We start from the raw sequence: 26081 nt of genomic DNA, 5'->3' as shown, positions 1-26081 counted from the left end.
CGCTCAGCGGCGGGGGAACGGGGCTGCGATGTCCATGGAGCCGCGCTGGGTCTCCACGTAGATCACTTCCGGCACGCCGGTCAGGCCCTTGGGGCCGGGGCGGCGGACGAGGACACCCATGCGGGTCCACAGCTCGATCATGCGGCGCAGGCCATCGGTGTAGCCCGCCTCCACGTGAAGGCCGATACCGGCCGCGCCCCGCGCCCAAGGCACCCGCGCATGGTAGAAGCGCAAACGCTCCTCGTCGCTGAGATCGGTGCGCATGACGTGCTCGTAGAAAGTCTCCGGCAGGACATCCACCGGCAGCAGCGCGGGCCACCAGACCGGGGTGGGGAAGCCCGAGGCTGTCAGAACCGCCTGACAGCTGAAAGCGTCGCCCTGCCACGGCACACCCATCCAGCGGGTCAGGTCGCCGGGGGCCTGCGGGCCGATGGGAGCTCCTTCGCGCGGCTTGGCGGGATTGCCCGCGAACACGTTGGTGGCATTGAGCTGCAGGCCGAGATCCTGGATCAGGCCCGGTCGATCCGAGATCTTGATGCGGAAGGGCAGCTTCGTCTCGTCACGGCCGCGATAGAGGGCGGCGTGACGGATCGGCCACGTGATCTCGACCCCGGGGTGGAAGGCTCCGCCCGAGCAGGCATCGAGCGCGGCGCGGGTGAGGGCCTCCGGCCGGAGGGCGAGCGGCAGGTCGTCGAGGCGCGTGACGGAATCGGCGGCGGCGTCTTCGTAATCGTCGGCGAATTTTCCATCCGCCCAGAGTTCGAGCTGACGGTACTGGGTCGGCGTGAGGGTGAGCCAGGTGCGCTGGCTCTCCGGGTAATTCACCCCGTCGCCCAGCATGATCGGCATGGCGGCGGCCCGCTGGTCCTCGCCGCCTGGACGGCGGAAGGCCTGGAGAACGTTCTGCCGCATCGCGCGGCCCTCTTCATGGGGACGCGCCAGCTTGGCGATGAGCGCCGGACTGGAGAGGTCGCCGATCTGGTTCCAGGCCGCGCCGAGGAACGAGGAGGTGGCCACCCATTGCATGGTGCCGGCCCGGCGCAGAATCGGCAGCACGTCGCGCCGGAACGAGACGGTATCGGAGGGGGCCTTCAGATGGCCGAGCTCGACCATCGCTTCGCGGGCGGCGTCATAGAGCGTGACGATGGGTTCGAGCTGGGGCGCGAATTTCGGACCGCAGCAGACGATCCAGGCCGGTTCGCATGGCACGGAGGCGCCGTCGATTTCGACCCTGGCCTGTACCCAGCCGTCGCACCAATCGTCGTGCCAGCCGTCGTTGTTGGTGAAGTCGCGCACCGGGTTCTGCGGCAGGGCCGTGCGCGAGATGCCGTTGGCGGCAAAGACCAGCAGGCGGCCGTTGTCGTCGGTGCGCAGGTGGCCGAGATCGACATCGAGGGTGTTCCAGAACCGACCCTGCATGCGGCAGGCCGGATCCTTGCCCGCCGCATTGGCGGAGATGCCGCCGATCTCGACGATGCCGGGGTCGATCACCAGGAGATCGTCGCGCCGGTCGGCCAGGACCAGGGGATTGCGCTGGGTGCCGGGAATGCCGGGCGCCGCCGGCCCCTGATCGAGCGCGTTGATGAACCCGTACCAGGCCGCCTTGGTGTTGGCCACGTGGACGCTCCAGCGGACGCCCTTGGACGCGTCGAGTTCGCGCACCACACGGCCTTCCTCGTCGTAGCCATAGAGGCGGAACCGCTGAACCTGCTTCTTGATGCGGCCTTCGGAATCCTTGAAGCCGCCCTCCGGCTCGTCGAGGAGGCCCGGCACCTCGGGTGCGGGAAACCAGGCGTCGGAATTGCCGACCCGGGAAAAGCCGATCGCCGGATGTATGGCGACCCGGGCGATCCGGGCTCCCGCGGGCGCCGCCGCCGGCGCCTGGAGCGGCGATACGGCGGCCTTCGCGATAGACGAGGAGGCCAAGCCAAGGGCGGACGCCCCGATGAGGAAATCCCGACGTTTCAAGGCGCTATCTCGCTTATACGAACGACAGACACGTCTCGACCGGTCTGTGTCTCGTCTGGGACATAGCGCAGATGCCCTTAACATTGAGTTGCCTCTGCTTGTCCTGAAGCTCCTCTAGACTCAGGCCCGAGAGTCCCTTGTTGGGCTATCCAAGTATCGGTCCTGGCTGCTGTTTCCTGACCATGGAGCGATGCAGCAACGGTCGAAGCTCGTGCTCGATCTCGTCCTTCTCCACGTGGACATGTTCAGGATCAGGGTGGAGGGCGCAGCCGGCGAAGGCGTCGAGGGCGGGGCCGCCGTCGACGGGTCTCTTTGCCTAGCGTTGGTAGCGAGGCTCATCCCGGCGCGTCGCTCGCCCCCGAATGGCCCAGACGATCGACGACGACTCGAGGGTGGAAAGCACGTCATGGCTGGTGAGATCCCGCCCGCCACGCCTCGCCCCATACCTGAATCACCGGGGCGATCTGGGCCGGTCACCGAATACGGGTTTCCAAGAGGCGTCTCCGACCATCGAGCAGCCTCGCGGGCACGCTGCATCCGAAGGCGGACAACGTCACGCGGAACCCGACGCGGATCATTCGGTCCGCGAAGCGGTCCATGTAAGGCTTGGATTTTGGGGGAGCAGTAAGAGACTGCAAGCTCTCGGGAAATTTGGTCGGAGTGGCAGGATTTGAACCTGCGACCCCCACGTCCCGAACGTGGTGCGCTATAGCGCGACCGTTGATTTCATTGGCTTTTCAGCCATCGAAATCGGTCCATGTGGACCGCTTCATACACTCATTCGGTCCACGTTCCGGTCCACGGTCCCCATAGGTTCGTGGAGCGTTCTGCGGAGCATCGCGCTACAATCGCGCGATGCCGCCCCGCAGAAATCCCCGCCGATCCTACATGCGCGACGGCACCGAGCTGAAGCCGATGGACATCGCCAACGCCAAGGCGAACGGCGTGACCGGCGTCGAGGCATCCTGCATGTGCGGCCACGAGGCGACGATCCCGTTCGGTGACATGCCGGACAATCTCTTCATCCCCGACATCGCCCTGCGCCTGCGCTGTTCAGCGTGTGGCGGGAAGGAGATCACCACCCGCCCGGACTGGCCTCGGCGAATAGACCTGGACGCGAAGAAGCTTGGCGCACCATGATGGCAACCAACCTCGCATGCCAAGTGCGAACGGGAGGGGCGAACCACGATGTCGAAATATTCCGAAACACTCGGCAAACTTAGCAAAACGCTGGTTGCTCAATCCGATACTATTTTTGAGCACAACGGAAATCGCGGTGACTCTCGTGAGAGTGCGGTTATCGCTTACCTATATCAAGTTTTTCCAACCGCTTATGGCTTCGCTAAGGGTGAGATCTTTGATGCCGATGGAACCAATTCCGGTGAGGTCGATGTAATCATTTACGACACCGTCCACTCCCCAGTATTCAGAGATACTTCCAATAAATTACTTTGTCCAAATGAGTCATCGTATGGGGCAATCGAAGTAAAATCGAACCTGACAAAACTAGAGCTTAATAATTGCCAGGAAAAGATCGCGAGATACCGGAAACTGCAGCGTCCACAAGCGCCACCGAACACGCGCTTTATTACGCCCTACACCCCCTTCAGCGCGGGGGGAGCGCTGCGAATACAGAGCTCCGACAATAGCCCAATATATGGAGTTTTCGCCTACACTAACTCGATTGCTCTCGATACAATCTTGGCGGAACTGCAAGAAAATGAAAATATCGCGTTCATCGTTGTGCCGAACGAGTTTATTTTCATTGGAATACCATGGGTGTTCGAGGGCGAGATTCGCAGAAATTTTATCATTCGCACGCCAAAGTCAGTAGCTATTTGGGTTTTGTTGCTGCAGGCATGCTTGACGAACACGCACCTGATTGGTGCCGATGTAACTCAATTGCTCGCGGCAGCAGTTGATGAAGCCGTTCGCGGATACCCCTGAGAAAAAGGGCCATGCCCTCTTCACCGTCTCAATCGTGGCGGACGGGAAGGTCGTCTACGAGGACGATACGCAGACAGCAGAAAGCCCCGCCGCAGCGTGAGCCGGGCGGGGCAGGGGCAGTTATACAGGGATGTGGATAGCGGGGACGGTTACCTCGGCGGACGTCCATGGAGAACCGCGTCGAGCAGCTCCGACCGCGTCGCGCGCATCTCCTCCCGGACCGAGGACACCATGCCGTCGATCCGCCCCTCGAGCCGGGTGATGACGTCGCCGGTCACATATTTCTGCGCGACCTCGACCTTGAAGGCGTTCAGTGCGTCGCCCTGACGTTCGACGTTGAGCTTCACCGAAGCGAGGTCAAGCACCAGCGGGCTGACAGCCTCCTTCTCTCGCGTCTTGAGCTTCCCGGCGATCCAGTCGACCGCCTTCAGCACCGCGACGAGGAACAGCGCGAACGCGATGAGGGCGGCCCAGGTGATCGGGCCGCCGGCGAGGAACGAGGTGTCCATGATGCAAGCCCCCACGGGCGCGGTGGCACGCCGGTATTCCGGTCGCGCTGGATCAATGACCCTCCCCCTCCTCAGGGGAGGGGTGCTACTTCGAGAAGACCTTGCGGACGGCCCCGGCGATGCCGGCGACACCGATCACCGCCATGACGATCGACCATTCCATCTGATCGTAGGGCGTCGGCAGCTTCGCCACCCGCCAGTTGAACAGGAAGGTCGAGTCGAGAACGATCGCGCCGAAGTGGATCATGCAGAGCCCGAACGCGGTCGGGATCATCCAGGCCGTCCAGGGCGAGAGGTGCTGCGCAGCGCGCTCCGCCGCGATCACCTTGCGCTCCTCGACATAGGCGGCAATCCGCTTGAGCACCTTCGCCACCAGGTCAGCGGTGAGGGCCTGTTTCTTCGCCGGACGGCGGCCCAGCGTGTTGCGGATGCCTGCCAGGATCGTGCGGACCTCCTCGAAGGCGGTCGGCGCGGTGTGCCCGGCGGCGCGGTGAACGGCGGCGATGGCGGCGGCCCGGCGGTCGATCGTCGAGACCGACCGGCCGAGGCCTGCGAGATGGGTGACATACCGGCCGACCGTCCGGCCCTAAGCGGGAAGGGTGTCGACGCCCTGCTCGGCACACCAGCCGGTGAAGTCGCGCCAGTCGCCGGCATAGGCCCGGCGGGTCGCGTCTGATTTCGAGGCGGCGGCGAACCCGGCGGCGGCCTCATCCAGCGCGTCGGCCGGGGCGAGGGCGAGCGCCGTCGGGCGCACGATAATGGCGCCTTCCGACATGCTGAAATCCCCGGTTTGGGTGCTTGAGAAGGGCACTTATCGTGCATCCCGGATCATCGTGGCCGAGAGCCAATCAGGCCCGAAATTCGAGAGGCATATTTCCCGGCATATTTTGCGCGGGAATTGTCGTGGTCAGGCCCGAGCGGCGACGGCCTTCGGACGGCCCCGGAACGCGACGACGGTACGGGTACCGGGGAGCGATCCAGCCTGGAAGGAGCCGAGAACCGGACGGCGCTGCGCGGTCTCGCGCGGCACTTCGGTTCCGGTCAGATCACGGTAGAGGCGGCGAAGACCGGCGCGCAGCTCGTCTTGCGTCTGCATGCACTGCTCGACGGTGTACCGATGCCCCGGAACCCGGGGGCGGTCGGCTTGGCGGAGAAGGTCGGCGACCCGCTCGGCCTGCTCGCGATCCGTCGTCATCGGGTTCCGATCATGGCAGATTTGTCCGCGCACGTCTTCGGCCTCAACGCCTAAGCTGTTGAGCCGGTTCGCGGACGGAGCTGAAAGGGGGCCGGGGCTTCTCGCCGCCCGGCTAGCGGCCTCGTCAGTCCGGACAAGGCGCGGGCCATAGTTCACCTGGCAAGGTGCCCGTCAGGGATAAGTGATGATGAGATCCGCGTGCGGTCGTAGCATCATCGAAAGCGCATAGAGCGCTATCGGTGGGGGGATCAGCCCCCGGGTGCTGGGTCAGTATCGTGCGGCTCGCCGGCATCGGGTCCGGAAAGGCTAAGCCCGGCAGACGTTGTGAGGCCGCTATGGCTGGTCAGGTCTGGGAAGGTGAGGGGGATCAGAGCTTCATGCTGACCTCCCGCACCGGCGCTGGAAACGAGAACGCCCGCGGGCCTTGCGGCTGCGGGCGTGCGTCTCGGGACGGTGGGTTTCTGCAACGGATTGCCCGTCGGGTCAAGGATACAACACGAGGCGACTGTGCGCCTTACTCTCCAGAGTCCGACAGCCGTCGTTGGATTGCGCCCTCAAGCTCTCCCATCAACCTCCGACCATGACCTCTGAAAAGATTTATCGCGTCCCTCGTTTTCTCTCGAGGCTCGACATGAAGATTGGATTCCATATCGCCCATCGCATGCGCCATAAGATCGTCAATCTCAGCGAATTTCTTACGCAGATCGTCACCAATAAATATGCCAAAATGCTGCTTATGATTGATATAGGCATTGTTCAGAGAATTTGCCTCATTGTATAGCCTTAACCTTTCAAGCAGCATATAGGCTGCTTCCTTATCATCAGCGTTTTGCACATGCTGAATGCTCGCCCCGCTGTATTTTCTATCGAGCATAACCGCTTCGATTTCACTTTCAGTGCGCATGTTGAATAAGTAGGTACTTACCGGCCCGACGGATGCTCGCATTGTTGCATAGAAAGCGTCGCTAAACTTTCTCCACGCCTCCGGCAACACGCTGTATTCATGCTGATTGAACTTCTGACTCCGATCCATTTTTTTCGCAAAGCTGTGCTCAAGAGCCTTCACTTCTTTCGCCTGCTCAGATTTCCATTCTTCGAGTGCTCTGTTTTGCTCTGACTTGAAAGCTTCGAGCTTAATTTCGTAATTGCTAGAGATACGGCGGTTTATGATAAGCTGAACAACCCACCCCGATATTATTAGAAACAATCCTATTAATACCCAAGTCAAACCTCCAACACGATAGGCAGCACTTAGGCTGCGATCGATTAATTCAATCACCTGCAATGTCCTTTTAAAATCAGACGAGTTCGCGCGTTAGGATTGCGAGGAAAGAGCGGCCAGAACCTCGTCGGGGCTGATCTTTGCCGCGAGCAGGAACCGGAGGAATCGCGCAGCCGCGCCGTGTGGTACGCCTCCGCCCCCCCTGAGAAGGAGGTGAAAGACGGATTGCCTGTCGGGTCAAACTTCCGGGCTGCATGCTAATAGGAAGGCACGACCGAACGGGCTGAGCATAACCGTGTAATCGCCGTAGTCTCGCGGGTCATTTTGTAGGCGAAGAACTGCCTCCGCAACATGCTCCAAATCCCGAAATGGTCTGACATTACGGGCTTGCTTGATAAAGCTGATCAGCCCAGAACTATTTAGATTGTCGAAGACAAGATCAGCATTATGAAATAACTCGATCTTGTCATTTTTGTTCACGTGCCAACGTACATTCGTGAACGATCCTCCGCTTGGTCGGGCTCCTACGTAGATCTGATTCCTCCCCAATTCGCGCAGTACGTCCAATTCAATCGCTGACATGCGATGTATTACATCAATGAATGCCGGATGTGCATCTGTGGCCTTATTCTTGTCCATCGCCGTCGCTAGCAATGATGCTGACATTTTCTCAACGTGCGAACCTTCCGCCTCGTAGCTTACTCCCTCGAGTATCTTTCCTAGGAGGGGAGGCGGCGGAGCGATTCTCATCTCCACTGGCACCTTGTTGAGTGCCCGAAGAACGAACGGCTCATACTTCTCCCGGATCAGGTACCCAAATCCCCTACCTGCAACCACGATAGCGCGAACGAATTCGCCCATCTCCGTTCCGATCTCGCGCGCCGCAGGCTGGATCAAATCGCCGTAAGCGAGTTTTACGAGCTCTTTTGCTGCGGCCTCTGCAGCTGCGGTAGCTGGATCTTTGTCGGACATCATGCTCTCCCAGGAAGCATCAATGCTGACACAGCAGCAGGGAGGATGTCAGGTCAGCAGGATCATTCTGCTGTGGCTACATCCCCCAGCGCCGCCGAGCGCTCCAGACGCTCCTGGACCCCATCGGCCTGCACTGCGTACTCGTCTCGGACCAGGGCCGCCCCTGGAGCCCGAGCGGTGTGCTGCGCCTCTGTCAGCTCGTCGAGGAGCCAGCGGAACCGCTTGGCAATGTCTGTGGACGCCCGCTCACTGGCACCGCGCCCGCGAGCCTCGGCGTAGCTGGAGAAGCTGAAGCCCTCGGCCAGGATGGAGCGAAGGAATCGAACGCCGCTGTCACCGATCACGCGGGCTGCGCGATCGTTCATGGCCTTGACCGCCTTCGCGGTCTCGATACGGCCGAGCATCCGGATGTCTTCGATGGTCAGGCCGTTGGCGGTGTTCAGCGATGCATAGCCGGGGCTTAGGATCGTGCTGTCCCAGCTGCTGCCGTGCCGGACGCCGAGCTGCTTCTCCCACATGGCTTGCAGCATGCGGCCGACCTGGAGCTGTGCTTCCGTGATGCGGCCGGCGGAACGTTCGGCGGCGAGAACGTCGACGCGGCGATTGACGGTCGTCGTTACGAAGGTGCTGGCGTCGTAGGGATCGCGGAACATGCCCGTGCCCTCGACGACCTCGACGTCCCGGGCGGTGATCGGGGCGAGGCGGATGTTCTTGTTACGCCGCGTTGACGGCGGCACTCGGGTCGCGGTCTGACGGGTGGTGCTGGACGACTGCTTGGCCGACGCGGTCACGGTGGTGCCCCTGTGCAGGTCCGATCCTTATCGCCGGGCCTGATGTCATCCGTCCCTTTGCCTTGGCACGAATGTCAATGGGAGAAACATTGCAAGAACGTGGCGTTATGGTCGTCCGGTAGATACGGTGGACCGTCTGCTCACGACCCATAGCAGCCCTTGGGAAGGCATGCTTCCTGCCAGCGTGACGGACGAAAATCTACGAACGGACCAAGTGGGGCAGACATGAGGGAGTATGCCTGCCCCCAATCGGTTCAAACGTCCGGCTTGTCCTGACAGAAGCGAATGCGGTTGCTGAATGGGTCAGCTATACTCATTACGAGACCCCAGGGCTCGTCTTCAACGCTCGGCTTTGCATGCTTGTAGTCTTTGCTTGCAAGCTCCTGTTGGTAGGCTTTGACCCCCTGCATCCGCACGAAGACCGTAGATCCTGGGGTCGCATCCCCGTTGTGACCGCTAAGATGCAGGATCAGCCCGGCGCGTGAGACCTGAGCATAAAGAGGGAAATTATCGCCGAAGCGATGCTCCCAATCTAGGTGGAAGCCGAGGAAGTCGAGATAGAACTCCCTAGCCACCCCCTCGTCGAAGATACGCATGATCGGGCAGGTCTGACCGAAGCGGACGTCGGCGGCGGCGGAGATGGCGTTTGCCGCTGCGAGGACATTCCAGCTTTCGAGCCCATGCTGGGCCGCAACGATTTCGAGGGCCATTCCGTGGGTGATAGTCATCTGGTGGCGCTCGTGCAAAGCGACACGCAGGGCCTTTGCCATGGCCTTGGGATCAAGATGAGAATGCATCGTCTTCCTCAGTCGGGCAAACGGTCGTCAGGGCTCGCGTTGCTGACCCATTCGCCCCTGGGAAGGATGCGTACGGAATACGAAAACGACACTTTCACCATCCCCTTGCGGGTGCGAGCAGCAGGTAGTGTCAACCTGAGCGGAACCATATGGGGGAGTATTCGCTAAAGCAATCTCGGGCTGCTTCGGATTGGGGGCGGAACGCCCGCTTTCCACCCTTTGCGGGCTTTGGGAAGGTCCGCTTTCAGATCGCCTTAGCGGGACAGGAAGCACGACCGAGCTGGGTGTGGAGCGGTCCTTGAGTTTCGCGCCAAATGCGAGCGCCTATTTCACTCTACCCACAATACCGTCTCATGACTTTAAACGGATCAGACGGTGGCTGGGGGATGGAGTCCTTATTAAATCCTTTTCCAGACATACTGCCGGCAGGATTTTGTATCCCTATAGTTGGAATTCTGTACAATGGGTTTAAGCCAGTTCTGGGGGGCGACTGGCCGGCAACAGTGACCTTTCTAGGGAAAGATGTTTCAGCCATGAATTTAATGAGTGCCGACACTGCTACCGCGTCAAGGTGTAAGTTATACTCATCTCTTTTAGTTATATGAATTAGCAGTTTCCTTTCATCGTCCAATAACTCGATGTCTCCACTGGAAGGATTATAACGTGAAGTGATTATTCCACTAGAATGTTTCTGATCTGTCGCGTTGCAAGTAATTTGAATATAAGCCCCACTCCAATTGCCATGCAAAGTTACGGTAGGATTAAGCCGACGAGTCGCATGGATACTCCAGTCGGAGGGATACGACACGTACACCGTTCCACTTTCAAACATATTGCTGAGATGTTCAAAAGGAATATTGATGTATTCACCAGTGCCGCTTTGACGATAAATATCGATAGTGCCATAAACACGGCCCATAGCAAATCCTATTGCAAGTAAAAGTCCAACACTCACAATACGACGCATAAATTTCAGACCTTGTGTATCAGCTTCATTTGATTGGAAGCCTGTCGGAAGTTCAACTGCTCGGGTGCCAAAAGGCGGACGCCTGTAATGTCTGCTGAAGGTCGGAGGCGGGACGTCCGCTTCGGGGCGTAAGACCAGGGTTGGGTTATCACCCTTCTCGGTCATTTAGGGGTGGGTACCAAGCATCGAGCTCCGTCTCTGGAAATTCATATACTGACATGCGCCTATTTAATGTACATCTTCTTATAATGTACGAACTTTTCTCTTATTAGAATGGATAATCTCGCCAGATAATAAGCCACATACATAGTTGCTAAAATATAGATTACAGCCTTCAGCCAGATAACCTGAAAATTGACACCCTCGCACCCCTGCTCATATGGAGGGTCGCCTACGGCGCAAGCGAGGCCCGAGACAATCATCCATAACCAGCCCACCCCTACCGCTGCGAGCGCGCAACATAAGTGCCAAGCGTATCGGGGCATCACTAGGCCTTTCATGCCGCGGAATGGTCGAGCGTATTCTCCTAAGGCAGTAGCACGCTAGGCAACAGGTCCTCCGCTCAACCCGATCGAGATCAACTCGATCGCCATGTCGACACCCCGCGTGGCGCTGTCCCTGTTCCAGCCGTTGATCCGGCAGGCCTCCCGGAAGCTGGGCTCGCGTCCGACCTGCGCATTGAGCCAGGCCTTCAGCTGCGCCTTCATCCGCCAGTCGGCGACGTGGACCTCGGGCCAGCGCTGGACCCGGACATCACCGGGTTTCGGGCCGGCCTGCGCGTCCGCCTCGCTGTGCCCCGCCCAGGCGGCGACGAGCCAGAGGCGGACGAGGGTCGTGGGGTACTGCCGGGGCGGATCTGGGCCTTCGGGACGTGCGAGCATGGATCTCCTACTGGAACCGCGAAAAACGGTCCGGGGCAAAGCCCATTTCGCGGGCGATGTTGGGGTTGGGCAGCGATTCCATCTGGACCGCGATCCGGGCGTCCTCGATCACTTCGTCGGGCGTCGTGCAGTCGGGATGCCCCGGCCGGCAGTGGTTCGGCCAGGCGCCCGACCAGTGGCCGCGGAAGTGCTCCGAGGCGAGGTGAACCTGTTGGGCCCGGATCATTTCCGGCGTCACGGTGGTGGGCTTCCGCTGGATGCCCGACACGGTGCGGACCTGCTTCGGAGCTGCTTCGAGCCGATCCTTCGCCGACCGGCGAATCCAGCCGACCAGGGATTTCCAGCTCCGGGGCCGGAATCCCGGATCCGCCATGGCTGCCGCGATGCCGGCCTCGACATCGTCGCGGGTCTCCGACAGCACTGCGCCAGGCTGTCCTGCCAGGACCCGCAGCGTATCAGCGACCGTCCTACCGAAGCCTGCGCTCATCGCAACACGAGCGAGGTTGTCCTAATCGTCACGATGACTGAGCCGTCGTCCTGCTCGTCCCAGACGAAGGTGTCCTTCGCCCCGGGCGGGACAGTGATCTCGATGTTCTCGGCCGTGCGGTATTTCCGCGGTCCCGTCGATGGCAGCGATCCGTGGTCGAACGGGAAGCCCTCGCCATCGACGTCGTTGGCCGCGAGCTGGGCGTCCCAGGTCGACCGGACGGCCTCGGTACCGCCGGCACCGAACAAGTCAGAGAATACCTGCTCGGCGTCGAACTCTTGACGACGTAGGGCGATGTCGGTCAGCCGCTCGCGCCACTGGGCGCACACCTGCGGCGGCAGTTCGGTGGCATGGGCGCGGACCGTCGCCAGGACGGCCCTGACCACCGCGTCCGTCAATTCAGGAGCCTCCTTAGCGCGCCGCGCCCCGAGGAACTCCTGGAAGAAGTCGGTGATGCCTGATCGCTTGCTATGGTCGATCACGACAAGCTTGCCTTCATCGTCGCCGAGCTCAATCAACGCCGATTTCTGGAGCGCTTTTTTGTTCTCGGTCAGGGGGTTCAGGACCTCCGCCAGCGTCGCGTCGGCATCCTCCTCGACGATGTCGATCACCTGCCCACCGTGGTCGAACTTGATGAGCGAATAGAAGCGGCGGCCCCCCGCCCTGAGGATTGCCACCATCAGGATCCCGCGCTTGAAACGCCCGTCGTGCTTGGTCTGGTCGTCCTCGCGATGGAACTGGCGGGCGAGCTCCTTGGACATCTCGACGAACGTCGTCGGGTCGTCCTCCGCGCCCCGCAGGGCGGCAAGTGTCGGCGAGGCGTGGTCGAAGACGAAGCGGTTGCCCTTGAGCGTGTCGATGACGCGCGCCACGAAGAACGGCTCGAACTTCCCGATGTGCACCCTGTTACGAAGCGTCGGATCTGGCTTCCCGTGATGAACGGAGTGGAAGATGAAATGCTCGACCAGCAGCGTCGCCTTTTCCTCGTCGGTCAACACCGGCATCCGGTCCGCTCCCCCTTGGTAACCGGTGGCCCTGCCAACGCGGTTCGCAGTTTGTTCTAGTTAGCACGATTCCCGGCATCGGATAGGCCGAGCCCGACCACGCCGCCGGCGCATGCGGTCATCGGACCGCATCGAGCGTGACTTCCGGGACGGTGCGTGGCGGCTTTTCTCGCGGGGACCACACGCGGATGATCGCCTCGGGCGGGATCGGCATCCGAACCGTGAAGGCGTTGTGGAAGACGGTCCGGTAACACCCACCCATGACCGTGGCGTTGGCGCGATGTGCGCCTATCACCTCCGGGTCGTGGATCGCCTATGGCAATGTCGTATCCCTTCTACTTTCGGTCCCAAGCACGCTCCGCGTATCTGAGGACGCGCGGACCGAAGAGCCAGTCCAAGACCACCCGGGCTCGATCCGGCTTGCCGAGCTGGAACGCGGTGTAAAGGAAGTCGCGACCGTCCACCGCGACGGACCTCGATCGGTGCCGCGAACTCCATCAGCACCGGCGTGTCGTCCTTGTCGGTGCGGTTGTGTCGCCAAGCGTGGTGCACCGCCCCGTCGATCTCCCCGCAGGCGCAGAGCGCCGGATGCTCGACGATGTGCTTCCCGTGCGTGTCGTCGAGCGACAGGTCGGGCTTGTCAAAGAGGACGTCCGGGTCGGGCGGAGGTTGCTGACCCATTAGTCAGGAGCGCCCGCTCTCCCGAAAACCGCCTGAAAGGATGGGCGCCACTGGGACTTAAGCGCCAAGCGTCCGGTTCGGAGTTGACGCAGGAGGTGGCTGGCGGCCGCGGTGAGTGCGAAGCCATTTTGCGTCGCAGTCCAGACGAATGTCCGACTTCCTGACCTTGGTGCGGGAAAGCAGACTAGCAAAAATCTACTCAACCCCGCCATTCGTCATCGCCGCTGTGCGCCATGAGCTGAAGTTGGCTGCCTGTCCGGAAGCGGACGTTCCGCATCCGACCCGACTCGGCCGCTCATTCCGTTGTCTCGGTTGCCTGTAAGCGTGTATCGGACGGCTCCACGACGCGCGTGCCGCGACGCAAGCTCTGCGGCGTTTGACCGAACATGCGCAGGAAAGCCCGCCGCATCCGATTGCGATCGGCAAAGCCGGTGTCGCGCGCAACGACATCCATCGCATGGCGTCCGTCTTCGAGCATGCGTTGCGCGGCCTCCAGGCGGAGGCGCTCTACGGCCTTGGCCGGGGATTGTCCGGTCTCCTCGCGAAAGATCCGGCTGAATTGGCGGGGACTTACACTCGCGGCGTCAGCAAGCTCCTCGACGGTCAACGGATTCGCCAGATGCTCTCGAGCGTATACGAGCGCGCGGCGGACGCGGTCGGAGCGGGGCTCCAACTCCAAGAGTGCCGAGAACTGGGACTGACCGCCTGGGCGGCGGTGGTAGACGACGAGCTTGCGCGCCACCATCCGCGACAGGTCCGCGCCGTGATCGTCTTCGATCAGGGCGAGTGTCAGGTCGATGGCCGCGCTCATCCCGGCGGATGTCCAGATGGGTCCGTCGGAGACGAAGATGCGGTCTTCGTCGACGCGGACGCGGGGAAACCGAGCCTGTAAGTCCCTGGCATGGGCCCAATGCGTGGTCGCGGAACGGCCGTCGAGCAATCCTGCCTCGGCCAGGGCGAATGCCCCCGTGCATAGTCCCGCGACGCGTCGGGACGTCTGACCCGCCTCGGCGATATAGCTGCGTAGGGAAGGCGTGGTTGGGCGGGGAAGCAGCTCACCGACGACCATCAAGGTGTCCGGTGCGACGGTAAGAGGAACTGTCTCGACTCGGATGCCCAGCGACGACCGGATCGTTCCACCACACTCGGACATCACTGTCAGGCGGTAGGCCTCGTATCCGAGTTCCACGTTGGTGAACTCGAAGGCCGATAACGCGGCCAGTCCCATGACTTGGAACCCGTCCTCAAGAATGAAGCCAACCTCTGGCAACGAAACCACCACCGTTAATGTCCGGAATTGACGCTTTTACGTCATTTAAGACATCGCCGTCCAGTCGTAGTGTTGTGCCGTCGCAAACAACCAGCGGCGTATTACGAAGGACTAGGACTATGGGTAACCAGCCCGGAACCGTGCTCATCACCGGAGCCTCCTCGGGCATCGGTGCGGTCTACGCCGACCGCTTCGCTGCGCGCGGCCACAATCTCATCCTAGTGGCACGAAACAGGGCAAGGCTCGATGCGGTCGCCGAAACACTGTCGGGTCGCCATGGCGTCACGGTCCGAGCCGTCGCGGCTGATCTGGCGGGGGCCGAGGGACTCCGCGCAGTCGAAGCGATCCTGAAGACCGATGCAAGCATCACCCATCTGGTCAACAATGCCGGCTTCGGCAGCGCCGCGCCCCTGGCATCCGCCTCGGTGGACGAGATGGAACAGATGATTGCGATCAACGTCACTGCCCCGACGCGCCTGACTTACGCGGCCGTCCCACGTTTCACAGCGCGCGGCAGCGGCACGATCATCAACATCGCCTCGATCGTCGCCATTGGCCCGGAGGTACTCAACGGCGTTTACGGCGGCACAAAGTCCTTCGTCCTCGCCTTCAGTCACTCATTGCGCAAGGAACTCGCCGGCACCGGGGTGGCCGTGCAGGTCGTCCTGCCTGGGGCGACCGGCACGGAGTTCTGGGATATCGCCGGGCTTCCAGCCAGCAACCTTCCCGAGGGGTGGGTCATGTCCGCTGCCGATCTCGTAGACGCAGCCCTAGTCGGCCTCGACCGGGGCGAGTTCGCCACTGTTCCGTCGCTGATGGAGGGGGCCGAATGGGAGGCATGGGAGGACGCTCGCCAAGCGATGCTGCCACACCTGTCGAGCGCCGTCGCAGCGGACCGGTATCGGGCGGGTTGAGACGATTCACGCCGAGTCGCTCGCCCGAACATCGCGGTTCTGAGCACAGCAGGTTCAGGTCAGCTCGCCAATAAGGGCCTGTCGAGAACTTCGTCGCGAAGCCGCTCTTTGTCGCTAACCGGGGACCGCCTCTGCGAAATCTGTTAATGTCACCCAATACTTCCGGGAAACCGAACGCAGGGAGAAGGCCTTGGTGACCATCGGCGTTCTAGCGATCCCCGAGCTGAAGCTGATGTCGCTTTCGGCCATGGCGGTGTTCCAGGTGGCAAACAACGTTGCGGGCGAACCCTTCTACGACCTGCACCTCATCTCCGAAGCGGGCGGTCCGGTTCAGACGAACGCGGGCTTTGCCGTAATGACCGAGCCACCCGGCGAGGCGGCGTTCGACACCCTCATCGTCGGAGCCACTACAAGCGCGGGGGGGGACTCGCCGGTCCTCCTCGCGTTCGTGCGCCGGGTAGCTGGGCAGGCGCGGCGTGTCGCATCCTTCTGCCGGGGCAGCTTCGTACTGGCGGAGGCGGGCCTTCTCGCGGGCCGTCAGGTCACGGCCCATTGGCGCGACAACGCGGAGCTGGCGGCGCGCTTTCCCGACCTGCGGGTGAGAACCGACCAGCTCTACGTTCGGGATGGGGCGATCTGGACCTCGGCCGGCATGACGGCCTCCGTCGACATGGCCCTGGCACTGGTCGAAGACGACCTCGGGCCGGGGGCGGCCCGCGAAGTTGCCCGCCGGATGCTCCTCGATCGACGCCGCTCCGGCGGTCAGCCGCAGGCCTCCGACCTCCTGGACCTGGAGCCGAAATCCGATCGGATTCAACGGGCCTTCGCGTTCGCGCGTGGCCATCTGCGGGAACCGCTCAGTGTGACCCGCCTCGCCGATGCCGCCCGCCTCTCACCCCGGCAGTTCAACCGGGCTGTCCAGGCGGAGTTCGGTCTGTCGCCGGCCAAGGTGATCGAGCGTCTGCGTGCCGATACCGCCCGCGTGCTGCTGGTGCGGAGTCGGCACTCCCTCGATGTGGTAGCTATAGAATCCGGATTTGCCGACAGGGAGCGGATGCGCCGCGCCTTCCTGCGGATCTACGGGCAGACCCCGCAGGAGATCCGGCAGGGATTGCTGCGAGATAGACACGCCGCGTGAAGGCGGCGCATGTCCGAAAACGCTGCGTTTATGACGTTTGCGACCGCATCGGCCAGACTTATCCATAATGCAGTGCGGGGCGGACCTCTTGGAGAAACGCGGCTATGGTGAATCTGACGGTCAATGGCCGGCCACATGCTGTCGAGGCTGAACCCGATACGCCGCTCCTTTTCGTCCTGCGCGACACCCTTGGGCTGAGCGGCACCAAGTATGGCTGCGGCATCGGACAGTGCGGCGCCTGTACGGTCCTCCTCGACGGACAAGCGACGCGCTCCTGTCAGATCCCGCTGGAGAGCGTGGGGACACAGAGCATCACCACCATCGAGGCGATCGAGCGGGATCCGGTGGGCGCTAAGGTCATCGCTGCCTGGATCGGCATTGAGGTACCGCAATGCGGCTACTGCCAGTCGGGCCAGGTCATGGCGGCGACCGGCCTTCTGAAGGGAACGCCGAAGCCGACCGAGGATGACATCGCCTCGGCGATGACCAATCTCTGCCGCTGCGGCACCTACAACGCCATAGCCGCCGCCGTGCGGCAGGCCGCAGCCTGAGGGGAGACGGTACCATGAACGACGTCACGCCCTCCTGGCCGACCGCCGGCCGCGAGCCCATCCGCAACTTGTCGCGGCGAAACTTCCTCGGTGCCGCCACCGGCGCCCTCGTGCTCGGCGTCAATCTTGGTCCCAACCCCGTCGGCGCCGGGGAGCGGCCTGAGGGCGCGGCCGCCATAGCGCCCAAGCCCGGCACGCGGGTCGCGGCCTTCCTGGAGATGCGGTCCGACGGCACGGTGCGCCTGCTGAGCCCGTTCGTGGAGGGCGGCCAGGGCATCAATACTGGTCTGGCTCAGACCATCGGTGAGGAGTTCGACCTCGACCCGTCGCGCTTTGACGTCGAATGCGCGCCACCCGGCCCCGATTACGCCGTCGTCAACGGCCTGCGCATGACGGGGGGAAGCTTCTCGACCCGTTCCAGCTACGCGGCCATGCGGCGCCTAGGCGCCACGGCCCGCGAATTAATGCTGCGCTCCGCCGCGGCCAAGCTCGGCGTCCCGCAGGGTCAGCTCACCACCGATGACGGCCGGGTAATCCACACCACTTCCGGCCGGTCGCTCAGCTACGGCGAACTCGCCTCCGCTGCGCTCGCCCTCCAGCCACGGGACGACGTGCCGCTGAAGGACCCCAAGAGCTTTCGGTGGATCGGCAAGCCGGTCGCGCGGCTCGACATGCGGGACAAATCCACAGGCCGAGCGGTCTACGCGATCGACATTCGCCTCGACGGGATGCTCCACGCGGCGATCCAGCACGCTCCGCATCTTGGCACGGAGCCTAAGACCATCGCCAACGAGGTGGACATCCGTGCGATGCCTGGAATCGACTCGGTGCATCGCCTGCCCGGCGCGGTGGCGGTCGTGGCGGATTCCTGGTGGCGGGCGCGCAAGGGCGCGGAGGCGTTGCAGGTAACCTGGACAAGCCCCGCTCAGGACGGGGTCGCCACGGTCTCCAAATCCTTCTCGTCAACTGCGATGCTCGCGGCACTGAAATCAACGACGGAGCCGGGCATCGCCGCCGAGCAGGAGGGCGACGTCGCGGGCGCCTTCGCAACGGCGGCGAAGGTCATCGAGGCGGAATACGATGCGCCCTACCTCGCGCATGCCCAGCTTGAGCCCCCCTCGGCCATCGCCCGGTTCGAGGCGGATGGTAGCCTCGACCTCTGGCTGCCCAACCAGATGCCGGAACTGTTCCAACAGGTCGCGGCCGGCACGGCGGGAGTTCAGCCGGCGCAGGTGCGCATCCATTCGCCGATGCTCGGCGGCTTCTTCGGACGCCACTTCTACTACGGACCCGCCAACCCGTTCCCACAGGCAATCCTCCTCGCGAAGGCGACCGGACGACCGGTCCGGGTGCTGTGGTCGCGCGAGGAGGAGTTCGGCATGGATGCGGTGCGTCCCCTGAGCTTCGCCCGCTTCCGCGCGGCTCTCGGGAGCGACGGGATGCCGGTCGCCATGCAGACGACGGCAGTGGGCGAAGGCCCCATCGGGCGCTGGTTCGGTGCTCTGTTCAAATCGCCGGTGGATTCGTCTGTCGTGGAAGGTCTCGACAAGAAACCCTACGCCATTCCAAACCGGCGCCTCGATTATGTGAAGGTGCCGCACCCGGTCACGATCGCCTTCTGGCGCTCTGTCGGACATTCGATGAACGACTTCTTCTACGAGAGCTTCCTTGACGAGATCGCGGCCGCCGGAGCGAAGGACCCGTTTGCGCTCCGCATGGCGCTTCTGAAGGACAGTCCGCGCCACCAAACCCTGCTTCGGGCCGTCGCTGATTTGGCCGGTGGCTGGAAAGGCGGGACGTTCCAGGCAGCCGACGGCACGCGTCGGGCGCGCGGCGTCTCCATGGCCTCGCCCTTCGGTTCCGAGACGGCGACCATTGCCGAAGTCTCGCTGAAGGACGGCGAGGCGCGGGTGCATGACCTCTGGATCGCCATAGATCCGGGCAGTGTGGTCAACCCCGCCATCGTCAAGCGGCAGGTGGAGGGCGCAGCCGCCCTAGGACTCTCCTCGACGCTCCTGGAGCAGGTCGTCTACGAGGACGGGCAGCGTCAGGCGCGCAACTTCGATGCCTATCCTATCCTCGACCGCGAGCGCATGCCGCGCGTGCACGTCGCCATCATCGAGAGCGGGGCCCCGATGGGGGGAATCGGTGAACCGGGGCTGCCTGGCGTACCCCCGGCCGTGGTCAACGCCGTCGCGACGCTGACGGGGCAGCGCATCCGCAGCCTGCCGCTCGCAAAGACCCGGCTGTCCGGTGCCTGATCCCGATTGCCTCGCTTCGGATGCCCCCCGGTTGCCTGCATGGAGAAAGCGCGGCGATGACGATGCCTGTTACCGCGGACAATCTGCGGCTTGCCTCCGCGGCGCGCAAACCCCTATTCGATTACCTGCCGGTAAGCTTGTTCGGTTCCGTGATGGGACTGACGGGGCTCAGCATCGGGTGGCGGCTGGCAAGCGCCCGGTATGGGCCGCCTGCAGTCATCGGCGATGGGATCGGCTGGAGCGCGCTCGCCGTATTCGGCCTCCTAGCCCTGGCTTACGTCGCTAAGGCGGTGACCGCTTGGACAAGCGTCCAGAGTGAGTTCCGGCACCCGATCGCCGGGAACCTCTTCGGGACGGTGCTCATCAGCCTGCTCCTGCTACCCTTCGTGCTCCAGCCACTCAGCCCGTTCCTAGCGGCGGCGGCCTGGACGCTCGGCGCCGGCGGGATGATTCTGTTCGCCTTTCTGATCGTCAGCCGCTGGATGGGCAGCCGGCACCAGCTTTCCCACGCAACGCCGGCCTGGATCGTGCCGGTGGTTGGCCTTCTCGACGTGCCACTGGCGGGGCCGGCGCTCGGACTGCCGCACACCCAGACCCTGATGATGTTCTCATTGAGCATCGGGTTGTTCTTTGCGGTCCCCCTCTTCACCCTGGTGTTTGCCCGGCTCGTGTTCGAGGAGCCCCTGGTCCCGGCCCAGCGGCCGACTCTGATGATCCTCGTGGCCCCCTTCGCGGTCGGTTTCTCCAGCTACGTCGCGACGTTCGGCCGGGTCGACGCCTTCGCCGAGGCACTTTTCCTCGTCGCCCTGTTCGTCTTCACTGTGCTTATGGGCCGACTGCGCGATCTGCCGCGGTGCTGCCCGTTCCGGATTTCGTGGTGGGCTGTAAGCTTCCCCATCGCCGCCATGGCGGTAGCAGCGCTGCGTTATGCCGGGCATGCTCAGGCAATCGCCGCAGATGCGCTGGCGCTGCTGTTGCTCGGCCTTGCCACGGTGATCGTTGTCGGCCTAGCGATGCGCACGCTCGTCGGCATTGCCCGGGGCGAACTCCGTCAACTCGCCGGTTAGTCCACGTACTCCGTCGGCCGGCGAACGCGGAGAAGACTGTTCGAGCGCCGGTGCGCAGGCGGACCAGTGTGGTACCCGTTGCAAGACCGCGCGCCTGCTTGGCTAAGACGCGCGATCGATGCTGCTTCTGATCGTGCGATGGAGGAACACATGGAAACCATCGGCCGCGACCTCCACGAGATGCAGCGCGTCCCCCTGGCCGCCGCGCATGTCACCGCGCTCCGGGCGCTTGGGGCGGAGCGGGTTTATCCGGCCGGGACGTTCCTCGCCCGCGCCGGCGAACCAGCCGACCGCTTCGTCTACGTCGTCGAGGGCGAGATCGAAGTGGTGAACCCGTTCACCGACGAGCGCCACCTTCCGTCCACCCTCGGGCCGACGCAGTTCATGGGCGAAATCTCGATCCTGAACGGCGGCACCTGGTCGATGCCCATGCGGGCGGTTACCGAGACCCGCGTCATCGAGGTGCCACGGGTCGACATGCTTCGGCTGATGTCTGAGATCCCTGAAATGTCGGACATCGTCATCACGGTGTTGGCTGCGCGCCGGCGGCGACAGCTCGATTCGCGCGACGGTACGCTGGTCCTCATCGGCGAGGATGACGACCGGGCCGTCCGGCGGATTGCCGAATTCGCGAGCCGCAACCGCTTCCCCTACCGATCCTACGCGCTTGGCACTCCAGAAGCGGGAGCCATCGCGAACAGCTGCGCGATTTCCTCCGCTCGGCCGGCCGTGATCTTCGGCCGGGACATCGTGGTGACAAACCCGACCCCGGACAAGGTCGCGCAGCTGCTCGGCCTGAATTACAACCTCGTCGACGACGAGGCCTTCGACGTGCTCATCGTCGGCGGCGGCCCCGCCGGAGTGGCGGCCGGCGTCTATGCCGGGGCGGAGGGGCTGCGCGCCCTGGTGATCGAGGATCTCGCGATCGGCGGCCAGGCCGGCACGTCCAGCCGCATCGAGAACTACATGGGCTTCCCGACCGGCATCTCCGGGGCCGACCTCGTCTGGCGCGGCGAGGTCCAGGCGATGAAGTTCGGGACGCGGTTCGCGATGCCGCGCCGGGTGGTGAAGCTGGAGCGGCTCGAAGACGACGCCTTCTGCGCGACCTTCGACAACGACCAGCGGGTTCGCGGGCGCGCGGTCATCGCCGCGACTGGCGTGCAATACCGGCGATTGCCGATCGACCGCCTCGAAGCCTTCGAGGGCGCGGGCGTCTATTACGCAGCCACAGAAATCGAGGCGCGCTACTGCAAGAACACCGAGACCATCATCATCGGCGGCGGCAACTCGGCGGGTCAGGCGGCGATGTTCCTCAGCCGCTCGGCGGGACATGTGCGCCTCCTGGTGCGCGGACGATCCCTCGCGACCTCGATGTCGAGTTACCTGTCCAGCCGCTTGGAGGCCGAGCCCGCGATCACGATAGAATACGGCTCCGAGGTGACCGCCCTGCTGGGTGCGGATCACCTCGAAGCGGTGACGATCCGCAACGTCGCAGACGGCACCCTGCGCACGATCTCAACCTGTGCCTTGTTCGTGATGGTTGGTGCCGCGCCCAATACCGGCTGGCTTTCCGGCCTCGCCAAGCTCGATGCCCACGGGTTCGTGCTGACCGGGGAGGCGATCGGCGAGACCTCGCCCTACGCGACCTCGCAGCCCGGCCTCTTCGCGGTCGGCGATGTGCGCGCCAATTCGGTCAAGCGCGTCGCATCATCGGTAGGCGAGGGATCGGTCGTTGTCTCCAGGGTCTGGGAACACCTCAATCGGTGATCGCTTGCGCTCACCCGTTAGTGAACGTCGGTTTTGCAGATCCTCATCCGAAAGCGGACTGGCAAAAATTCATCCAACCTGGCCATTCCGCTTTCGGCCCATTTGAGCCACTCCGGGCATTCAATATCGGTGGCAAAAGCGGACATGAACGCCCTTGCATCATGGGGGCCGATCAGAGCCCCAAATCCGTAATCGGCGTGAGTGTGCGACGGTGGAGGGTAACCACTGTCATCACAGCAGGTATTCCCTGCCGCAGTGCGAACCCTGGCCAGATACCGGTTCGGTTGCTGACGTGGAGCGTCATGCGGTCGACTTCGCAGAGGCCGGGAACGAAGCCGCCATTCACTCGCCCGCTCGCCCAACATTCTGCTGATCCCGGGGACATCGCCCCTCGCCCATCAAGGGGAGAACCTCATTTCGTCGGACCTCATGCTTTCGTACAACACGATGACAACGCTTGATCGATAGCTGCCTGACCGTGGGGATGATCAGGAGCGCGGCGCCCTTAGACAGCGACCTGGCCCTGCAGAGCCTCCCCGTGCACCGGCTCCGATTTCGTCCGAAGATGCAGTTTCGTGCCGACCTCGACGATGGCTCGAATGACGGGGGTGAGCTCTTCTCCGAGCTTAGTCAGGGCATAGTCCACGCTCGGCGGCGTCGTCGACAAGACGGTGCGGGAAAGGACGCCGCGTTCTTCCAGATCCTTAAGCCGCCCGCTCAGCACCTTGGCGGAGATGGTCGGCATTGCGCGGCGCAGCTCGGAGAAGCGACGCTGCCCCTCGCTCAGGTTCCAGATGATCTCCGGCGTCCAGACACCACCGAGCAGGCTCATGCAGGTGGACATCGGGCAGCCCGAGGGCGGCGCGACCTTCTTCCTGAGCTTCAAAAACATGACCCCCTCCTCGGTACCGGTTGGCGACTTGGTTTCCCGGACGATACCGTGAAATGGCAGTCACAGAAAGTTACCGAGTTTCCTAAAGTTACGATATCTTCTAGCTCTGCGGTCACGTCGCAACCGGAGAATTCCGATGAAGCTGTTTTATGCCCCCGGCGCCTGCTCGCTCTCGCCGCATATCGTTCTGCGAGAGCTCGACCTGCCCTTTGAGATCGAAGCCGTCGACCTCAAGACCAAGACGACTGCTTCTGGCGTGGACTTCACGACCATCAACCCCAAGGGTTACGTTCCGGCACTCCAGCTCGATGATGGCGAGGTCCTGACCGAGGGCGTGGCCATCGTGCAGTATCTGGCTGACAAGCATGCGCCCGGCACCCTCGCCCCGACCTCCGGCACCGTCGAGCGCGCGCGGCTCAACGGGCACCTGAACTTCATCTCGGCTGAATTGCACAAGGCCTTCAGTCCGCTGTTCAATCCAACGCTCGCACCCGCGGCGCGCGAGGCGACGTTGGCTAATCTTGGGCGCAAGCTCGACGTGATCGACAAGGCTCTCTCCGATGGGCGCCCCTTCCTTACCGGCCCGGATTTCACGGTCGCAGACGCCTATCTCTTCGCGGTGCTGAGCTGGTCACCGAAGCTCGGCGTGGATCTCGCTGGCAGGCCGCGCCTCGGCGCGTTCAGCCGGCGCGTCGTCGCCCGCAAGGCCGTCCAGGCCGCGATGGCGGCGGAGGGTCTGCCGACGGCGGCGTGACGCATCTGCGGGTCGCTCTCGTCCATTCTAAGGCAACCCGCAAAGCGGCATTTCCGACGCGGTTGATCCCGTGATCCACCGCGTCACAACACTGTCCCCGCGCTCCTATCGGGTGGGCCGCGGGCCCGCGGCTAGGCTCAAGCCGGCCGCCGAGCCCATGTGCAGAACGGGCCCCAGCGAAACAGCGATGTCGCCGCGGGAGCACCTTGCAACCAAGGACAATCGTATGCCGAGCATGTCCGGAAACACCGCCGCAACCGTCGATGCCATGACCGCCAGTGCCGTCGACGGGATCCCATTCCTCGACGATGCCACCCGCCCCAGGGCACCGGCCATTCCCGGCGTGACCCCTGCCCAGCGTGCGCAGGGACGGCGTCTTGGCCTCTATCACTGCCACCATCTGGAGGAGCTCGCCGCCGTTCGCTACGCGCTGAGCCGACTCCTGGCGGGGGCCGGCAACGTCGAGGCCGTGTCCCACCGCATGGCTTCCCTGTCTATGATCGAGAACTACCGAACCTTCGGAAATCTGTGCGGAAGGCAGTGTCATCTCCTTCAGATGCACCACGACATCGAGGAGGGCAGCCTCTACCCCCATCTGAGGCAGAACGTGGGCCTGCGCCCCGTCCTCGACCGTCTCGGCGCGGAGCACCGGACTGTGCATGCCCTGCTCGAACGCATCCGGGAAACTTCGAATGCCATCGCATCGGACCCGACCAGGGAGAGCATCCTCGCGCTCAACGAGATCTACGAGGTTTTCGAGCGGATCGTCGTCTCGCACTTTGGATACGAGGAGCGCGAACTCGAAGAGGCCATCGGTTTCTATGACGCCCTTTAAATGCAGCGGAGCGACCCGAACCGAGTTGATTTCAACCACACGCGCGGGGCCGATCAGGGCTCGGCGATGATCGTCATCCGCGATGCGAAGCCGGACACTGAGAAAGGTCCAGTACGAGCGACTTGGGCAGAGCTATAAAGCCCTCGCGGAAACAGTCCGGCCAGATATTGCCGATGTGCTTTGACAGCGTCTTCTTCCAGGCAGTCTCCGCTTTGAACCAGACTGGCTAAAATCAACCCAACCCGGACGTTGGCCTCCGCCAGAACAGCCTGGGAGCGGACCTTCCGCGGGTCGGCAAGGGGGCATCCATTGCTGTTCAATGAAACCCTGCCTCATGTGGGCTTTTAAGCGTCGCTCGCTACGGCTTGTGCAATTATATTTAATTAGAGGCTGCCTGCAGCAACGGATAATTTATTGGTCCGCTGCCTGCTTGGCTACGGTACGAGTTCGTAATCGAAGGCGAGGAGGTCCTCGCTCTCGCCGATCCAGCGCGCGTCGTCCGCTCGAGGCTCCACAAGGTGGAGGCCGTCGCCCTGATCATCCGGCCGGCGCACTAGGTACCGGTACGCCCTGCGCCAACTGACCCGGCGGACGCGCTCGCCCTGGCGCAGCCAGATCAGGGCCTGCCCGAGGTCGCGGCCGGTGACGGCGACCGGGCGGAGGGTGACGAGGGGGGCGTCACCGAGGTCGACTAGGCCGACGCTTCTGTCCGCTTTCACGGACAGCCAGTGGTCCTGCCCCTCATCGAGCATCAGCCTGTGCCATGCCAGGAGGCGCTCCTCCGGCATCTCCAGGACGACGCGGCCTCCGACGGCATTGGCCATCGCCCCCGCGCGGTAGAGCTCTTCCCATCCCGGACGGACGGCATCGAGACGAACGAGGCGGGCGTGGAGGCCGGGCATGATGGCATCGGCGTGGTGGATCAGGGTGTCCGACACGGCGATCTCCTAGGGTTAGGAGGGCATCGTCCCCCTTGCGGAGCGACCGTCACAAGTAGCGATGAACACCTGTTCAGATGCGCGGCCCAACAACGGACCAATGTTGGACCATCTGCGGCCCATCCGCGGTCTACCGTTGGGCCATCCGCGGTACCGCCCAGGGTCATCCGCGGCCCATGTAAGGCACATGCCTCGCGGTCCTGCAAAATCTGCCCTTGTGACGGTCGTTCCCCGTGCGGACCATCCATGGAGGTCAGACACCACGAAGGCACC

At 63.1% G+C, this 26081-nt stretch carries 26 protein-coding genes; 10 read left to right on the top strand and 16 right to left on the bottom strand.

Going from position 1 to position 26081, the window contains the following annotated elements; all coding sequences use genetic code 11:
• Positions 1–3: 3 nt before the first annotated feature.
• Positions 4–1968: a CTQ-dependent glycine oxidase GoxA gene (gene goxA, locus ACYQML_RS03785; RefSeq protein ID WP_461234767.1), complete on the bottom strand. Its 1965-nt coding sequence runs from the start codon at positions 1966–1968 to the stop codon at positions 4–6.
• 888 nt (positions 1969–2856) lie between these two features.
• On the opposite strand from goxA, the gene ACYQML_RS03780 reads away from it, so the two are divergent.
• Positions 2857–3108, top strand: coding sequence for a hypothetical protein (locus ACYQML_RS03780; protein ID WP_461234766.1), 252 nt, complete (start codon positions 2857–2859; stop codon positions 3106–3108).
• A 48-nt stretch (positions 3109–3156) separates the two neighbouring features.
• Positions 3157–3915, top strand: a complete 759-nt coding sequence (locus ACYQML_RS03775) for a DUF6602 domain-containing protein (RefSeq protein WP_461234765.1) — start codon at positions 3157–3159, stop codon at positions 3913–3915.
• Between the two features lie 149 nt (positions 3916–4064).
• Here ACYQML_RS03775 and ACYQML_RS03770 read toward each other — a convergent pair whose 3' ends face one another.
• The 13 genes from ACYQML_RS03770 to ACYQML_RS03710 all read right to left on the bottom strand — a co-directional run bounded on the left by ACYQML_RS03770 (position 4065) and on the right by ACYQML_RS03710 (position 14691).
• Positions 4065–4424 (bottom strand): hypothetical protein, encoded by a 360-nt coding sequence (locus tag ACYQML_RS03770; protein WP_056453189.1) that lies wholly within the window; start codon positions 4422–4424, stop codon positions 4065–4067.
• An 85-nt stretch (positions 4425–4509) separates the two neighbouring features.
• Positions 4510–4797 carry a hypothetical protein gene (locus tag ACYQML_RS03765; RefSeq protein ID WP_461234764.1) on the bottom strand — a complete coding sequence of 96 codons (288 nt, stop codon included), beginning with the start codon at positions 4795–4797 and terminating at the stop codon, positions 4510–4512.
• Positions 4798–5010: 213 nt separating this feature from the next.
• Positions 5011–5199, bottom strand: coding sequence for a hypothetical protein (locus tag ACYQML_RS03760; protein ID WP_461234763.1), 189 nt, complete (start codon positions 5197–5199; stop codon positions 5011–5013).
• Positions 5200–5331: 132 nt separating this feature from the next.
• Positions 5332–5619: a hypothetical protein gene (locus ACYQML_RS03755; protein ID WP_461234762.1), complete on the bottom strand. Its 288-nt coding sequence runs from the start codon at positions 5617–5619 to the stop codon at positions 5332–5334.
• Positions 5620–6133: 514 nt separating this feature from the next.
• Positions 6134–6898, bottom strand: coding sequence for a hypothetical protein (locus tag ACYQML_RS03750; RefSeq protein WP_461234761.1), 765 nt, complete (start codon positions 6896–6898; stop codon positions 6134–6136).
• Positions 6899–7078: 180 nt separating this feature from the next.
• The gene (locus tag ACYQML_RS03745) at positions 7079–7813 is read right to left on the bottom strand and encodes an Abi-alpha family protein (RefSeq protein ID WP_461234760.1); all 735 of its coding nucleotides are present in this window, start codon (positions 7811–7813) and stop codon (positions 7079–7081) included.
• 62 nt (positions 7814–7875) lie between these two features.
• Positions 7876–8604 (bottom strand): hypothetical protein, encoded by a 729-nt coding sequence (locus ACYQML_RS03740; RefSeq protein WP_461234759.1) that lies wholly within the window; start codon positions 8602–8604, stop codon positions 7876–7878.
• A gap of 254 nt (positions 8605–8858) precedes the next feature.
• Positions 8859–9401 (bottom strand): glyoxalase superfamily protein, encoded by a 543-nt coding sequence (locus tag ACYQML_RS03735; protein WP_461234758.1) that lies wholly within the window; start codon positions 9399–9401, stop codon positions 8859–8861.
• Between the two features lie 334 nt (positions 9402–9735).
• A complete protein-coding gene (locus ACYQML_RS03730) occupies positions 9736–10533 on the bottom strand; it encodes a hypothetical protein (protein WP_461234757.1) in 798 nt (265 codons plus the stop codon).
• A gap of 377 nt (positions 10534–10910) precedes the next feature.
• On the bottom strand, positions 10911–11249 hold the full coding sequence (locus ACYQML_RS03725; protein WP_461234756.1) for a hypothetical protein: 339 nt from the start codon (positions 11247–11249) through the stop codon (positions 10911–10913).
• Positions 11250–11256: 7 nt separating this feature from the next.
• The gene (locus ACYQML_RS03720) at positions 11257–11736 is read right to left on the bottom strand and encodes a hypothetical protein (RefSeq protein ID WP_461234755.1); all 480 of its coding nucleotides are present in this window, start codon (positions 11734–11736) and stop codon (positions 11257–11259) included.
• Positions 11733–12740 carry a nucleoid-associated protein gene (locus ACYQML_RS03715; RefSeq protein ID WP_461234754.1) on the bottom strand — a complete coding sequence of 336 codons (1008 nt, stop codon included), beginning with the start codon at positions 12738–12740 and terminating at the stop codon, positions 11733–11735. Before ACYQML_RS03715 ends, ACYQML_RS03720 begins: the two co-directional genes overlap by 4 nt.
• 976 nt (positions 12741–13716) lie before the next feature.
• Positions 13717–14691 carry a GlxA family transcriptional regulator gene (locus tag ACYQML_RS03710; RefSeq protein WP_461235658.1) on the bottom strand — a complete coding sequence of 325 codons (975 nt, stop codon included), beginning with the start codon at positions 14689–14691 and terminating at the stop codon, positions 13717–13719.
• 119 nt (positions 14692–14810) lie between these two features.
• On the opposite strand from ACYQML_RS03710, the gene ACYQML_RS03705 reads away from it, so the two are divergent.
• The 6 genes from ACYQML_RS03705 to ACYQML_RS03680 all read left to right on the top strand — a co-directional run bounded on the left by ACYQML_RS03705 (position 14811) and on the right by ACYQML_RS03680 (position 22389).
• Positions 14811–15605, top strand: coding sequence for an SDR family NAD(P)-dependent oxidoreductase (locus tag ACYQML_RS03705; protein WP_461234753.1), 795 nt, complete (start codon positions 14811–14813; stop codon positions 15603–15605).
• A gap of 190 nt (positions 15606–15795) precedes the next feature.
• The gene (locus ACYQML_RS03700; protein ID WP_461234752.1) at positions 15796–16743 is read left to right on the top strand and encodes a GlxA family transcriptional regulator; all 948 of its coding nucleotides are present in this window, start codon (positions 15796–15798) and stop codon (positions 16741–16743) included.
• Between the two features lie 104 nt (positions 16744–16847).
• Complete coding sequence (locus ACYQML_RS03695; protein WP_461234751.1) at positions 16848–17294, top strand: (2Fe-2S)-binding protein; 447 nt, start codon at positions 16848–16850, stop codon at positions 17292–17294.
• A gap of 14 nt (positions 17295–17308) precedes the next feature.
• The gene (locus tag ACYQML_RS03690) at positions 17309–19555 is read left to right on the top strand and encodes a xanthine dehydrogenase family protein molybdopterin-binding subunit (RefSeq protein WP_461234750.1); all 2247 of its coding nucleotides are present in this window, start codon (positions 17309–17311) and stop codon (positions 19553–19555) included.
• Between the two features lie 62 nt (positions 19556–19617).
• Positions 19618–20622 carry an SLAC1 anion channel family protein gene (locus tag ACYQML_RS03685; RefSeq protein WP_461235657.1) on the top strand — a complete coding sequence of 335 codons (1005 nt, stop codon included), beginning with the start codon at positions 19618–19620 and terminating at the stop codon, positions 20620–20622.
• Between the two features lie 150 nt (positions 20623–20772).
• Positions 20773–22389 carry an FAD-dependent oxidoreductase gene (locus ACYQML_RS03680; protein ID WP_461234749.1) on the top strand — a complete coding sequence of 539 codons (1617 nt, stop codon included), beginning with the start codon at positions 20773–20775 and terminating at the stop codon, positions 22387–22389.
• A gap of 505 nt (positions 22390–22894) precedes the next feature.
• Here the strand turns inward: ACYQML_RS03680 and ACYQML_RS03675 are convergent.
• Positions 22895–23281 (bottom strand): winged helix-turn-helix transcriptional regulator, encoded by a 387-nt coding sequence (locus ACYQML_RS03675; RefSeq protein WP_461234748.1) that lies wholly within the window; start codon positions 23279–23281, stop codon positions 22895–22897.
• A 136-nt stretch (positions 23282–23417) separates the two neighbouring features.
• Here ACYQML_RS03675 and gstA point away from each other — a divergent pair, with 136 nt between their 5' ends.
• Both gstA and ACYQML_RS03665 read left to right on the top strand, forming a co-directional pair.
• Positions 23418–24035, top strand: a complete 618-nt coding sequence (gene gstA / locus ACYQML_RS03670; RefSeq protein WP_461234747.1) for a glutathione transferase GstA — start codon at positions 23418–23420, stop codon at positions 24033–24035.
• A gap of 226 nt (positions 24036–24261) precedes the next feature.
• The gene (locus ACYQML_RS03665; RefSeq protein ID WP_461234746.1) at positions 24262–24870 is read left to right on the top strand and encodes a hemerythrin domain-containing protein; all 609 of its coding nucleotides are present in this window, start codon (positions 24262–24264) and stop codon (positions 24868–24870) included.
• A 434-nt stretch (positions 24871–25304) separates the two neighbouring features.
• On the opposite strand, the gene ACYQML_RS03660 is transcribed toward ACYQML_RS03665, so the two are convergent.
• The gene (locus ACYQML_RS03660) at positions 25305–25808 is read right to left on the bottom strand and encodes a Thoeris anti-defense Tad2 family protein (RefSeq protein ID WP_461234745.1); all 504 of its coding nucleotides are present in this window, start codon (positions 25806–25808) and stop codon (positions 25305–25307) included.
• Positions 25809–26081: the final 273 nt, after the last annotated feature.

The organism is Methylobacterium sp. CM6244, assembly GCF_054817885.1.
Note: the sequence above shows the minus strand (reverse complement) of the source record. Positions and strands in the feature narration are given on the sequence as shown.